Below are 12,141 nucleotides of genomic sequence, written 5' to 3'. Positions count from 1 at the left end.
CGCAAGCCGGTGCTCGAAGCTCGCCATCCCCGCCTCGCGCGTCTGGACCGCCTTGTTCCTGACATAGACCTGGCTCGCAGGATCCTCGCCCACCAGAACAACCGCAAGCCCGGGCACCAACCCGTGCCCAGACCGCAGCCGGCCCACAGCCTCGGCGACACGCGCCCGCACCCCAGCCGCAAAGCCCCGCCCGTCGATGATCCTTGCACCCATAAGCCATTCTCCTTGCAATGTCCGCAGCCCGCCCCAAGGCAAAAGCCCGGCACCCACACGCGCGGCGCGGCAGATCAGACCGCCGCCACCATCTGGATTTCGACCGGCGCATTCCCCGGCAGCGTCGCCACGCCCACCGCGCAGCGGCTGCCGATGCCGCTTGCGCCCAGCTGTTCCTTGAGGAACTGCGAGGCGAAATCGGCAAGCGCGGAATGCGCGGCAAACCCCGCTTCCGCGGCGACATAGACGGTCAGGCTGAGGACGGCCGCCAGATCCTCGCCCGGCGCCAGGGTCGCGCGCGCGGCCCGCAGCGCGTTGCTGCAGGCCAGCACCACGGCCTCGCGCCAGGTTTCCAGCGGCTGGTCCCTGCGGACCGGGCCGCTGAACATCAGCCGGCCGTTCGCGCGCGGGGTCATCCCGGCGGTGAAGATCAGCGATCCGTGCCGCGTTGCCGCGACGTAATCGCCCTGCGGCAGCGGGTTGCCCTGTCCGGGAGCCGCGCTCATGCGCGATACCGTTCGACCAGCCCCGCCAGGCGCTCGACCGCGGCCGCCGCCGCCGCATGGTCCTGCGAGAAGTTCAGCCGGATGCTGTCACCGGAATGCGGGCCTTCACGTTGTAGTCGATCACCCGCTTCACGGGGACCAGGAGCGTCATGGCTTCCGTCCTTCCACGAGTTCGGTTTCAGCCGCGCACCCGCGCCGACTTGGGATCGTAGAGGGGCGCCAGGCTGGCCTCGGCAGCCACGATCCGGCCTGCCACGTCGATGGTATAATCCGACGCCAGCATCTCGGCCGCGGTCTCGTCCCCCCGGCAGGGCACATAGCCCAGGCCGATCGCGGCGCCGAGCGCGTGGCCGTAATTGCCCGAGGTCAGGAAGCCGACGATCTTGCCGTCGCGCAGGATCGGCTCGTTGTGGAACAGCAGCGGTTCGGGATCCTTCAGCCGGAACTGGACCAGGCGGCGCTCCAGCCCGGTTTCGCGCTTCTTCAGCACCGCGTCGCGGCCGATGAAATCGCCCTTGTCGGTTTTCACCGCGAAGCCCAGGCCGGCCTCCAGCACATGGTCCTCGTCGGTGATGTCATGGCCGAAATGGCGATAGGCTTTCTCGATGCGGCATGAATCCATCGCGTGCAGGCCGCAGAGTTTCAGGCCGACGGCCTCGCCCGCCCCGGCCAGGGTCTCGAACACATGCGCGGCCTGGTCGGTGGGGACGTAAAGCTCCCATCCCAATTCGCCGACATAGGTCACGCGATGGGCGCGGGCCAGGCCCATGCCGATCTCGATCTCGCGCGCGGTGCCGAAGGGATGCGCCTCGTTCGAGAAATCATCGGGCGAGACCAGCGCCAGAAGCTCGCGCGAGCGCGGGCCCATCAGCGGCAGCACGGCTTCCGACGCGGTGATGTCGGTGATGGTGACGAACTCATCGCCCAGATGCCGGCGCAGCCAGGCCAGGTCGCGCTGCAAGGTCGCGCCGGGCACGACCAGGAAGAAGGCGGTTTCGGAAAGCCGCGTCGCCGTGAGGTCGGACTCAATGCCGCCGCGGTGGTTCAGCATCTGCGTATAGACGATGCGGCCCGCGGGCACGTCCATGTCGTTCGCGCAAAGCCGCTGCAGGAAGGCAAGCGCATCGCGCCCCTCGACCCGGATCTTGCCGAAGCTGGTCATGTCCAGCAGGCCCACGCCCTTGCGCATCGCCATATGCTCGGCGCGCTGGTTGTCGAACCAGTTCTGGCGCTTCCAGCCATAGCGGTATTCGCGCTCTTGCCCGTCTGCGGCGAACCAGTTGGCGCGTTCCCAGCCCGCGACCTCGCCAAAGACCGCGCCGCGCGCCTTGAGATGCTCGTGCAGGGGCGAGCGGCGGATGCCGCGCGAGGTCGCCATCTGCCGATAGGGGAAATGATCGGCGTAAAGCAGGCCCAGCGTCTCGCTGACCCGTTCCTTCAGATAGCGGCGATTGCGCTGGAAGGGCTGGGCGCGGCGGATATCGACCTCCCACAGGTCGAAAGGCGGCTCGCCGTCCTCCATCCATTGCGCCAGCGCCATGCCCGCCCCGCCGGAGGACACGATGCCGATGGAATTGTAGCCGGCCGCGACCCAGTAGCCGGCAAGCTCGGGCGACTCGCCCAGGTAATAGCGGTCGTCGGGGGTGAAGCTTTCCGGGCCGTTGAAGAAGGTGTGGATGCCCGCCTGGCCCAGCAGCGGCATGCGGGCCACGGCCTTTTCCAGGATCGGCTCGAAATGGTCGAAATCCTCGGGCAGTTGGTCGAAGCAGAAATCCTCGGGGATGCCCGCCATGCCCCAGGGCTTGGCCTTGGGCTCGAAGGCGCCAAGCAGGATCTTGCCCGCGTCCTCCTTATAATAGGCGCATTCGTCGGGGACGCGCAGCACCGGAAGCTGGGCCAGTTCGGGGATGTTCTCGGTGACGATGTAGAAATGCTCGCAGGCGTGCAGCGGCAGGGTGACGCCATTGTCGGCGGCAAGGTCGCGGCCCCACATGCCGCCGCAGTTCACCACGTTTTCGGTGGCGATATGGCCCCGTTCGCCGCCGGCTTCCCAATCGACGCCGGTCACGCGGCCGTTGGTGGTGGTGATGCGCGTGACCTTGACCTGCTCGACGATCCGGGCGCCGCGCATCCGCGCGCCCTTGGCCAGCGCCAGCGCGATATTGCCCGGATCGGCCTGGCCGTCCAGCGGCAGGTGGACGCCGGCAACCACGTCGGAGATCTCCAGATGCGGATAAAGCTCCAGCACCTCGCGCGGCGAAAGCTCGTTCACGTCCACGCCGAAGGCGCGGGCCAGCGCCGCCTGGCGCAGGATCTCCTCGCGCCGCTCTTCGGTCAGGGCGACGGTGATCGAGCCGCATTGCCGCAGGCCGGTGGCAAGCCCGGTCGCGGCCTCCAGCTTGGTGTAGAGGTCGGCGGAATATTTCGCCAGCCGGGTCATGTTCTGGCTGGCGCGCAGCTGGCCGATCAGCCCCGCCGCGTGCCAGGTGGTGCCGGATGTCAGCTGCTTGCGTTCCAGCAGCACGATGTCGGTCCAGCCGAGCTTGGCAAGGTGATAGGCGACGGAACAGCCCGAAATGCCGCCGCCGATGATGACGACGCGGGCTTGGCTGGGAAGTTCGACCATGATGGTTATCCGCTGTTGGACTGGGTGAGCTGTGCAGGGCCGGGGGGTCGCCGGGGAAGGAGGGGCGATTCCGTTCTTTCCGATAGGGTGGAACTATCCATGGCGAGAATGAAATTTCAATTAAAAATTTCAATTTAAGCAGAGCCATCCGGGAATTTCATTTACCGGCTGCGGTCATGTTGAGATTTCAGCGGAATTGCTGCACCTTGCCGGCATCCTCTGAAGGAGAGCCGATGAGCCATCATGTGGGTGAAGACATCCGGTCGCTGCGCAAGTCGCGGGGCATGACGCTGTTGGAGCTTGCGGGCGATGTCGGGCGCTCGGTCGGCTGGCTGAGCCAGGTCGAGCGCGGGCAGACCACGCCGTCGGTCCGTGACCTGGGGCAGATCTCGGACCGGCTGGGGGTGAACATCAGCTTCTTCTTCCGCTCTGCCAGCCGGGCGCCCGAGGAACGCGGGCTGGTCCTGCGCGCGGCGGACCGGACGCCCATCGGCTCGCAGGAAAGCGGGCTGGTCGAGGAGCTGCTGTCCCCGACGCTCAGCGGCTCGTTCGAGATGATCAAGTCGACCTTCGCGCCGCGCTCGTCCAGCGGCGGACGGCGAAAGGCGCGGCCGAAGGAGGACGGCGGCGTCCTGATCTCGGGCCGCCTGACCCTGATCATCGGCGACCGCGAGATCCGGCTGGAGCCCGGCGACAGCTTCCAGTTCCGCGAGACGGACTATGCCTGGCGCAACGATGGCGACGAACCCGCCATCGCCATCTGGATCGTCTCTCCGCCGATCTACTAGCGGCCAGTTCAGCCGGGGTGCGCGTTGGCCGCGATGCGGCGACCCCTGTCCATGCAGGGAGAATTCATAAATCCATTCTATACTGAGCGGGAAATTTCCAGCATCACGCCGGCTGACCCGGTGATGTAGGTCCGGACCAGAAACATCATCCCGGTCCATCCATGAAAATCATGCCTGTCCATATGGAGCCGACCCGTTCCGGTTGGTTCGCCGCCCTGGGTCCGTGGCCCGCAGCCAATCGGTTGAATACTGATATCGCATGCAATTACCTTGTCGTCGGAGGCGGCTGGACGGGGCTCCACTGTGCCCGCCGGCTGGGCGAACTCGCCCCCGACGCCCGCGTCGTTCTTGTCGATGCCGGTCGCATCGGCGACGGCGCGGCCGGCCGTTGCGCCGGTTTTGCCATCGATCTGGCGCATAATCCGCGCAACAAGCACTTCGCCGAGGATAAAAAGGGCAACGAGGAAGAGTTCCACGTCAACAGCGAGGGGATCGCCTATCTTCGCCAGGCGGTCGAGGAACTGGGCGTCGATTGCGATTGGGACCCTTCGGGCAAATACCACGCCGCAGCGACCGAGCGCGAGCAGAAATGCCTGACCGAAATGTCGGCCGCGCTGAAGCTGATCGGCAAGGAGCATCGCTGGCTCGGCCGGGAGGAAATCCAGGCCCGCACCGGATCGAAACATTATTTCGCGGCGATCCACACTCCCGGCACGCAAGCCTGGCCGAGGTGGCGCAGGCGCTCGGCCATCCGCACCGTCTGGAACTGCTGGAATACCTGGCGCAGGGCCGCCGTCCGGTCGAGGAGCTGTCCGCGCTGTCGGGCATGTCCTTTGCCAACACCTCGCGGCATCTGCAGATTCTGCGGCGCGCGCGGCTGGTCGAGACCGAGCGGCGCGGCAAGCATGTGATCTACAGCCTCGCCGGCGATGCCGAGGTGGTGACGCTCGTCAGCGCGCTCAGCCGGGTGGGAGAGCGCAATATCGCCGAGGTCAACCGCGTGCTGGACGACTATTTCCATGCGCGGGACTCGATGGAGGCGGTGTCGCGCGAGGATCTGGCCCAGCGGATCGAGGCCGGTCTGGTCACGGTGCTGGACGTCCGTCCCGCCGAGGAGATCTTCCGGGCGCGCGCAATATCCCGTTTTCGGAACTGGACCGGCGGCTGAACGAGTTGCCCAAGGATACCGAGATCATCGCCTATTGCCGCGACCCCTATTGCGTCTTTTCGGTCGAGGCCGTGGCCGCGCTGCGCGCCAGGGGCTTCAAGGCGATACGGCTGGAGGATGGTTTTCCCGAATGGAAGGCGGCGGGGCTAGCCGTCGAGACGGGGGCTTGAGGACGACACGGGCCCAGGTGCCCTCATCCTGGCGGATGAACGGGGCAGGCCGCCGGTTTCACGGTTCGCGGCCTCGGTCCCGCTGGCTATCCCGTCGGCGGTGTTTTCCACGGGCCGGCACTTGGCGATGCGGACGGCCTTGCCCGAAGGCACCTGATCGAATGCGGAAGCTCGGATGACGCGGGGCGCAATGCGCCACCCGGAAACCGCTCGAAACGATCTCGCAATCGCCGCGGAGGCGGGCCTCATCCCCGGCGTCGGACAACTGTCCGCAACACTTGAAGGACGCCCTTCATCACCTTGATTTTTATGGCTCCGGCGGTAGGGATCGAACCTACGACCAATTGATTAACAGTCAACTGCTCTACCGCTGAGCTACGCCGGAACACGGGGCGGTGTATAGCCGCGCTCTTCGGGGTCGTCCAGAGGGGTTTGCGCATTTTTTTCACCCATCCGGAAAATCCCCCGCCGGCCCCGGTCAATGCGCGGAAAAGACCGAATCCGAGCCGATCGGGCCGGGGGTCGAGACCGCGCCAAGCTCGGACAGGGCGATCAGATGCGCCAGCACGTTGCGCATCGCCGCCGGAATCATCGCCGGCGGGATGCGGTAGATTCGCCGCGCCAGCGCCTCGGCCGTGGCCGGGCCGTCGCGTAGCGCGGCAAGGATCTGCACCGTGCGCTCGCGCCGATGCGCGGCAAGCTCGGCCAGCCGCGCCGCCGGGTCGCGCACCGCATCGCCATGCGCGGGCAGCAGCACTCGCGCCCCCGCCGAATCGAGCCGCGAGAGCGAACGGAAGTAATCCGCCAGATCGCCGTCCGGCGGCGAGATGATGGTCGAGGACCAGCCCATCACCACGTCGCCGCAAAAGATCGTCTCGTCCTGGCGAAAGGCCAGGTGGCCGGCGAAATGGCCCGGCGTGTGCAGCGCGGTCAGGCGCCATTCGTCGGTCTCGACCGCCGCGCCGTCGGCCAGGGCGATGTCGGGGGCGAAGCCGCGGTCCAGCCCCTCGCCGCCGTCGATGGCGCCTTCGCGCGCCAGCCGCTCCATCACCGCCGAGCGGCCCGATTCGGCGGGGCCGAAGCCCAGGATCGGCGCGCCGGTCGCCTGGGCCAGGGCGCTGGCGCCGCCGGAATGGTCCAGATGCGCATGGGTGACGAAGATATGGCTGATGCGGCCCGGCCCCGCGGCGGCCAGGATCGCCCGGCGATGCGCGGCCAGGTCCGGGCCGGGGTCGATCACCGCGATCCGCTCGCGTCCCAGCAGGAAGGTGTTGGTGCCCGGCCCGGTGAAGGGCGAGGGATTGTCGGCGGTGATGATCCGCAGGGCTTTCTCGGCGCTTGTCATGGGGCTAACCTAGCCATGGCAGGGCCCGTATTCCAAGGGCCGGGTGAGGCATGAGGCAATGAATTTCGACTGGCTGAAGCGGACCATGCCGCGCGGGCTCTACGGACGGGCGGCGCTGATCCTGTTCCTGCCGGTCGTGGTGGTGACAATCGTCGTCACCATCATGTTCCTGCAGCGCCATTTCGAGGACGTGACGCGGCAGATGACCTCGGGCATGGCGCATGAGGTCGCGCTGGTCGCGGCCCGGATCGAGGCGGCGCCCGATGTCCAGGCGGCGCGCGATTCTGCCGGCGAGGTGGTCGTGCCGCTGGGGCTGGAGCTGCAGCTGCCGGCCGAGCCGGGCGTGGAATGGCGGGCCTTCTACGACCTGTCGGGCCGCATCGTCATCGCCGAGCTGCACGAGCGCGTGCCCGCCGTGCGCGCCGTCGACCTGAGCCACCGGCGCGAGGTGCGGGTGACGCTGCAGGGCCGCTGGGGGCATTACCAGCTGGTGTTTCCGCGCCTGCGGGTCAGCGCCTCGAACCCGCACCAGCTGCTGGTGCTGATGGTGGGCACCTCGCTTCTGATGACGGCGATCGCGACGATCTTCCTGCGCAACCAGCTGCGCCCGATCCGGCGGCTGGCGCGCGCGGCCGAGGAATACGGCAAGGGGCGGATCATTTCCTACCGCCCGGCCGGCGCCAGCGAGATCCGCAGCGCCGGCACCGCCTTCCTGGAGATGCGCGCCCGCATCGAGCGCCAGAACGAGCAGCGCAAGCAGATGCTCTCGGGCGTCAGCCACGACCTGCGCACGCCCCTGACGCGGCTGCGGCTGGGCCTGTCGATGCTGAGCCCGGACTATCCGCCCGAACCCGAGGAGATCGCGGCGCTGGAAAGCGACGTGGCGGCCATGGGCACCATGGTCGACGCCTTCCTGGACCATGCCCGCGACGCGGCGCAGGATGCCCCGCCCGAACCGGTGCCGGCGCTGGATTTCGTGCGCGGCATCGTCGCCGATGCGCAGCGCGGCGGGCAGCGGGTGGTCCTGCATTCGGTCGCGGGCGACGGCGCCGGCCGCGCCACCTTTCGCCGCGACAGCCTGCGCCGCGCCGTCGAGAACCTGATCGGCAATGCCGTGCGCTACGGCGAGCGCGCCGAGGTCGAGGCGGCGCTGGGGCCGAGCTATTTCCGCATCTCGGTCGAGGACGACGGGCCCGGCATCCCGCCCGAGAGGCGCGAGGAGGCGCTGAAGCCCTTTACCCGGCTCGACCCCGCGCGCAACCAGAACCGCGGCCAGGGCGTGGGGCTGGGCCTGTCCATCGCCGCCGACATCGCCCGCGCCCATGGCGGGCAGTTGCGGCTGGGCCAAGGCGAGCGGCTGGGGGGGCTGCGGGCCGAGATCGTGATTCCGCGCTGACGGCCGCGGTTGCGGCAAGGGACGTCGCGGGCTAAGGCTGTCGCAAGGACATAGGACAGAAGGGATTCCGCGATGCGGGCATTCGTATTTCCGGGGCAGGGCGCACAGGTCGTCGGCATGGGGCGCGAGCTGGCCGAGGCCTATCCGGCGGCGCGCGAGGTCTTTGCCGAGGTCGACGAGGCGCTGGGAGAGAGCCTGTCCGACCTGGTCTGGAACGGCGACATCGAGACGCTGACCCTGACCCGGAACGCGCAGCCGGCGCTGATGGCGACCTCGATCGCGGCCTTCCGGGCGCTGGAGGCCGAGGGCTTCGGCATCCGGGACGCGGATTTCGTCGCCGGCCACTCGCTGGGCGAATATTCGGCGCTTTGCGCGGCGGGCGCGCTGAGCCTGGCCGACACCGCGCGGCTGTTGCGCCTGCGCGGCCAGGCCATGCAGGAGGCGGTGCCGGTGGGGCAGGGCGCCATGGCGGCGATCCTGGGCCTGGATTTCGCCGCGGTCGACCAGATCGCGCGCGACGCGGCCGAGGGCGAGGTCTGCCAGGCCGCCAATGACAACGACCCGGCGCAGGTGGTGATCTCGGGGCACAAGGAGGCGGTCGAGCGCGCCGCGGCGCTGGCCAAGGAGCGCGGCGCCAAGCGGGCGCTGATGCTGCCGGTCTCGGCCCCGTTCCATTCGGCGCTGATGCAGCCCGCGGCGGCGGTGATGGCCGAGGCCCTGGCCGCGGTCGAGATCGCCGCGCCGGCCGTGCCGCTGGTGGCCAATGTCCGCGCCGAGCCGGTGACCGAGCCCGGCGCCATCCGCCGGCTGCTGGTCGAGCAGGTGACGGGTGCCGTGCGCTGGCGCGAGTCGGTCGAGTTCCTGGCCGGCGCGGGCGTGACCGAGTTCTGGGAGATCGGCGCCGGCAAGGCGCTGTCGGGCATGATCAAGCGCATCGCCAAGGATGCGGCGGTGCGCAATATCGGTGTCCCGGCGGATATTGCGGCGCTGAAGGCATGAGGGGGCTCTGCCCCCATCCCTGCGGGATTCCCCCGGGGTATTTGGACAACGGAGAAAGAGCGTGATGTTTGATCTGACGGGCAGGAATGCGCTGGTGACCGGGGCGTCGGGCGGGATCGGCGGCGCCGTGGCCGAGGCGCTGCATGCCGCCGGCGCCACCGTGGCGCTGTCGGGCACGCGCGAGACGCCGCTGCGCGAACTGGCCGAGAGGCTGGGCGGACGGGCGCATGTGGTCACCGCCAACCTGGCCGATGCGGCGGCGGTCGAGGCCCTGCCCAAGGCGGCGGCCGAGGCGATGGGTTCGGTCGACATCCTGGTCAACAATGCCGGGATCACCCGCGACAACCTGTTCATGCGCATGTCCGACGAGGAATGGGCGCAGGTGCTGGAGGTCAACCTGACCTCGAGCTTCCGGCTGTGCCGGGGCGTCCTGCGCGGCATGATGAAGGCGCGCTGGGGCCGGATCGTGAACATCGGCTCGATCGTCGGCACCACCGGCAATCCGGGGCAGGGCAATTACGCCGCCGCCAAGGCCGGGCTGGTCGGCATGTCGAAGAGCCTGGCCTATGAGGTCGCCTCGCGCGGGATCACCGTGAACTGCGTCGCCCCCGGCTTCATCGAGACGGCGATGACCGGCAAGCTGAACGACGAGCAGAAGGGCCGGATCCTGACGCAGATCCCCGCCGGGCGCATGGGTTCCGCCCAGGAAATCGCCGCCGCCGTGCTGTATCTGGCCAGCCCCGAGGCGGGCTATGTCACCGGCGCCACGCTGCATGTCAACGGCGGCATGGCGATGATCTGAACGTGGTTTATGCGGGTTGCAAGATCACGTTCCCGTGCTATATCCCGCAAACAAGGCCGCAGGGGAACCGCCCTGGGCTCTGACCGGCAATCGCTGGAACATCTGGGCGGATTGCCCGCGAAAACGAGGAAGAGACATGAGCGATATCGCTGATCGCGTGAAGAAAATTGTCGTCGAGCACCTGGGTGTCGATGAAGAGAAGGTCACCGAGACCGCCTCGTTCATCGACGATCTCGGCGCCGATTCGCTGGATACCGTCGAGCTGGTCATGGCTTTCGAGGAAGAGTTCGGCATCGAGATCCCGGACGATGCGGCCGAGACCATCCAGACCTTCGGCGATGCCGTGAAATTCATCCAGGGCGCGGTCTGATCCTGCTCTGACCAGCTTTCGGGGCGGTGCTTTCGGTGGAAAGCGCCGCCCTTTTTCTTTGCCTGCGGCGGTTTGACCCAGCGTCGCGGGGAACCGCCGCAAGGCCCATGTCGTTTCAAGGGCGGACCTGACGAAGGAGAGTTTCATGGCCGTGAATGTCAAAGGGCTCAGCGACAATGCCCGCAAGACCGCAATCGCCGAGTTGAATGCCCGCCTGGCCGACGCCCTGGCGCTGTCGGCGGCGATCAAGCAGGCGCATTGGAACGTCAAGGGCCGCAACTTCATCGCCGTGCATGAGCTGTTCGACACCGTGAAGGCGCGGCTGGACGAGCATGTGGACATGATGGCCGAGCGCGTGCAGGTGCTGGACGGCGTCGCCGTCGGCACGGTCGAGAAGGTGGCCAAGGCCAGCACGCTCAAGGAATACCCGACCGACCTGACCAAGGCCGAGGACCACATCAAGGCCGTCTGCGAGCGCATGCGCGATTATGGCGAGAAGGTACGCGCCGCCATCGACGCGACCGACGAGGCCGGCGATGCCGATACCGCCGACCTGTTCACCGCCGCCTCGCGCACGGCGGACAAGGACCTGTGGTTCCTGGAAAGCCACCTGGAATAGGCTTTCCGCCAGGTGAACCGGGGCCGAGGCCCCGGTTTGCCGCTTGCGCCGCGGCCTATTTCGGCATCGGCGCGGTGATCCCCTCGACATAGAAGTTCATCGAGGAGAGTTCCTGGTCGCTGGCCGTCTGCCCCTCGGCCAGCCAGGCCGAGCCATCCTGCTTGTTCAGCGGCCCGGTGAAGGGGTGGTATTCGCCGGCGGCGATCTTGTCGCGCAGCGCCTCGGCCTCGGCCTTGACCTCGGCGGGGACGGCATCGGTGATCTCGCCGATCACCACCTCGCCGTCGCCGATGCCCAGCCAGACGCCCTGGGATTTCCAGGTGCCGTCCAGCACCTCGCCGACGCGCTTGATGTAATAGGGCTCCCAATTGTCGATGATCGAGGCGAGCCGGGGTTGGGGCGCGAAATTCGCCATGTCCGAGGCCTGGCCGAAGCCGAAGGCGCCCGCTTCCTGCGCCTTGGCAAGCGGCGCGGTCGAGTCGGTGTGCTGCATGAACACGTCCACGCCCTCGGCGATCAGCGCGGCCGCGGCATCGGCCTCTTTCGCGGGGTCGAACCAGGTATAGGCCCAGACCACCTTCATCTCGACATCCGGGTTCACCTTCCTGGCGTGGATATAGGCCGAGTTGATGCCCTGGACGACCTCGGGGATCGGGAAGGAGCCGATATAGCCGATCTTGTTCGACTTGGTCATGCGGCCGGCAATCGTGCCCAGCACCGCGCGGCCTTCGTAGAAGCGGGCGTCGTAGGTGGCGACGTTTTCGGCGGTCTTGTAGCCGGTGGCGTGTTCGAATTTCACATCCGGGAACTTCTTGGCGACGTTGATCGTGGCGTCCATGAAGCCGAAGCTGGTGGTGAAGATCAGCTTATGGCCGGACAGCGCCAGTTGCGTGATGGCGCGCTCGGCATCGGCGCCTTCTGGCACGGATTCGATATAGGTGGTCTCGACCCGGTCGCCATATTCGCGTTCCACCGCCTGCCGGGCCAGGTCGTGCTGATAGGTCCAGCCGCCGTCGCCCACCGGGCCGACATAGATGAAGCCCACCTTCAGCTTTTCCTCTTGCGCGAAGGCGGGCAGGGCCGTGCTGGCCACCAGCGCCGCGGCGCTGCCAAGAAGGGTTCTGCGTTTCATGTCATGC

13 protein-coding genes, 1 tRNA gene and 1 pseudogene are annotated in these 12,141 nt (G+C 67.8%); 9 read left to right on the top strand and 6 right to left on the bottom strand.

From position 1 onward, the window contains the following. The 3 genes from IT40_RS21525 to IT40_RS21515 all read right to left on the bottom strand — a co-directional run. A partial coding sequence (locus IT40_RS21525) for a tetrahydrofolate dehydrogenase/cyclohydrolase catalytic domain-containing protein (protein ID WP_036759591.1) occupies positions 1-213 on the bottom strand: 213 nt, incomplete at its 3' end. Positions 214-287: 74 nt separating this feature from the next. Further along, entirely contained in the window at positions 288-719 is a 432-nt protein-coding gene (locus IT40_RS21520; RefSeq protein WP_036759589.1) for a RidA family protein, read from the bottom strand. A 178-nt stretch (positions 720-897) separates the two neighbouring features. Further along, on the bottom strand, positions 898-3,345 hold the full coding sequence (locus IT40_RS21515) for a GcvT family protein (protein WP_036759586.1): 2,448 nt from the start codon (positions 3,343-3,345) through the stop codon (positions 898-900). Between the two features lie 233 nt (positions 3,346-3,578). Here IT40_RS21515 and IT40_RS21510 point away from each other — a divergent pair, with 233 nt between their 5' ends. The 4 genes and pseudogenes from IT40_RS21510 to IT40_RS29730 all read left to right on the top strand — a co-directional run bounded on the left by IT40_RS21510 (position 3,579) and on the right by IT40_RS29730 (position 5,471). Then, positions 3,579-4,133: a helix-turn-helix domain-containing protein gene (locus IT40_RS21510; RefSeq protein WP_036759584.1), complete on the top strand. Its 555-nt coding sequence runs from the start codon at positions 3,579-3,581 to the stop codon at positions 4,131-4,133. A 161-nt stretch (positions 4,134-4,294) separates the two neighbouring features. After that, positions 4,295-4,789, top strand: a pseudogene (locus IT40_RS29740) (NAD(P)/FAD-dependent oxidoreductase); the annotation flags it as partial. 74 nt (positions 4,790-4,863) lie between these two features. Beyond that, complete coding sequence (locus IT40_RS29735) at positions 4,864-5,301, top strand: ArsR/SmtB family transcription factor (protein WP_208021417.1); 438 nt, start codon at positions 4,864-4,866, stop codon at positions 5,299-5,301. Further along, complete coding sequence (locus IT40_RS29730) at positions 5,271-5,471, top strand: rhodanese-like domain-containing protein (RefSeq protein ID WP_208021419.1); 201 nt, start codon at positions 5,271-5,273, stop codon at positions 5,469-5,471. Before IT40_RS29735 ends, IT40_RS29730 begins: the two co-directional genes overlap by 31 nt. Positions 5,472-5,781: 310 nt before the next feature. On the opposite strand, the gene IT40_RS21495 is transcribed toward IT40_RS29730, so the two are convergent. Beyond that, a tRNA-Asn gene (locus IT40_RS21495) sits at positions 5,782-5,856 on the bottom strand. Positions 5,857-5,949: 93 nt separating this feature from the next. Beyond that, positions 5,950-6,816: an MBL fold metallo-hydrolase gene (locus IT40_RS21490; protein ID WP_036759580.1), complete on the bottom strand. Its 867-nt coding sequence runs from the start codon at positions 6,814-6,816 to the stop codon at positions 5,950-5,952. A 58-nt stretch (positions 6,817-6,874) separates the two neighbouring features. Here IT40_RS21490 and IT40_RS21485 point away from each other — a divergent pair, with 58 nt between their 5' ends. From IT40_RS21485 to dps, 5 genes are all read left to right on the top strand, one after another. After that, positions 6,875-8,212 (top strand): ATP-binding protein, encoded by a 1,338-nt coding sequence (locus tag IT40_RS21485; RefSeq protein WP_036759578.1) that lies wholly within the window; start codon positions 6,875-6,877, stop codon positions 8,210-8,212. Between the two features lie 72 nt (positions 8,213-8,284). After that, positions 8,285-9,211 (top strand): ACP S-malonyltransferase, encoded by a 927-nt coding sequence (gene fabD, locus IT40_RS21480; RefSeq protein WP_036759576.1) that lies wholly within the window; start codon positions 8,285-8,287, stop codon positions 9,209-9,211. A gap of 64 nt (positions 9,212-9,275) precedes the next feature. Next, positions 9,276-10,013 carry a 3-oxoacyl-ACP reductase FabG gene (gene fabG, locus IT40_RS21475; protein ID WP_036759574.1) on the top strand — a complete coding sequence of 246 codons (738 nt, stop codon included), beginning with the start codon at positions 9,276-9,278 and terminating at the stop codon, positions 10,011-10,013. A 136-nt stretch (positions 10,014-10,149) separates the two neighbouring features. Continuing rightward, the gene (locus IT40_RS21470) at positions 10,150-10,383 is read left to right on the top strand and encodes an acyl carrier protein (RefSeq protein WP_011748063.1); all 234 of its coding nucleotides are present in this window, start codon (positions 10,150-10,152) and stop codon (positions 10,381-10,383) included. Positions 10,384-10,528: 145 nt separating this feature from the next. Then, positions 10,529-11,002 carry a DNA starvation/stationary phase protection protein Dps gene (gene dps / locus IT40_RS21465; protein ID WP_024844371.1) on the top strand — a complete coding sequence of 158 codons (474 nt, stop codon included), beginning with the start codon at positions 10,529-10,531 and terminating at the stop codon, positions 11,000-11,002. Positions 11,003-11,057: 55 nt separating this feature from the next. On the opposite strand, the gene IT40_RS21460 is transcribed toward dps, so the two are convergent. Further along, complete coding sequence (locus tag IT40_RS21460) at positions 11,058-12,134, bottom strand: BMP family ABC transporter substrate-binding protein (protein WP_036759571.1); 1,077 nt, start codon at positions 12,132-12,134, stop codon at positions 11,058-11,060. Positions 12,135-12,141: the final 7 nt, after the last annotated feature.

The organism is Paracoccus versutus, assembly GCF_000763885.1.
Classification (GTDB): Bacteria; Pseudomonadota; Alphaproteobacteria; order Rhodobacterales; family Rhodobacteraceae; genus Paracoccus; species Paracoccus versutus.
Note: the sequence above shows the minus strand (reverse complement) of the source record. Positions and strands in the feature narration are given on the sequence as shown.

Excerpts from the sequence above, each read along its gene's own strand:
- IT40_RS21490 (WP_036759580.1), bottom strand. The coding sequence starts at position 6,816 with ATGACAAGCGCCGAGAAAGCCCTGCGGATCATCACCGCCGACAATCCC.
- IT40_RS21460 (WP_036759571.1), bottom strand. The coding sequence starts at position 12,134 with ATGAAACGCAGAACCCTTCTTGGCAGCGCCGCGGCGCTGGTGGCCAGC.
- IT40_RS21485 (WP_036759578.1), top strand. The coding sequence starts at position 6,875 with ATGAATTTCGACTGGCTGAAGCGGACCATGCCGCGCGGGCTCTACGGA.
- fabG (WP_036759574.1), top strand. The coding sequence starts at position 9,276 with ATGTTTGATCTGACGGGCAGGAATGCGCTGGTGACCGGGGCGTCGGGC.
- IT40_RS21470 (WP_011748063.1), top strand. The coding sequence starts at position 10,150 with ATGAGCGATATCGCTGATCGCGTGAAGAAAATTGTCGTCGAGCACCTG.
- IT40_RS21510 (WP_036759584.1), top strand. The coding sequence starts at position 3,579 with ATGAGCCATCATGTGGGTGAAGACATCCGGTCGCTGCGCAAGTCGCGG.
- dps (WP_024844371.1), top strand. The coding sequence starts at position 10,529 with ATGGCCGTGAATGTCAAAGGGCTCAGCGACAATGCCCGCAAGACCGCA.
- fabD (WP_036759576.1), top strand. The coding sequence starts at position 8,285 with ATGCGGGCATTCGTATTTCCGGGGCAGGGCGCACAGGTCGTCGGCATG.
- IT40_RS21520 (WP_036759589.1), bottom strand. The coding sequence starts at position 719 with ATGAGCGCGGCTCCCGGACAGGGCAACCCGCTGCCGCAGGGCGATTAC.
- IT40_RS21515 (WP_036759586.1), bottom strand. The coding sequence starts at position 3,345 with ATGGTCGAACTTCCCAGCCAAGCCCGCGTCGTCATCATCGGCGGCGGC.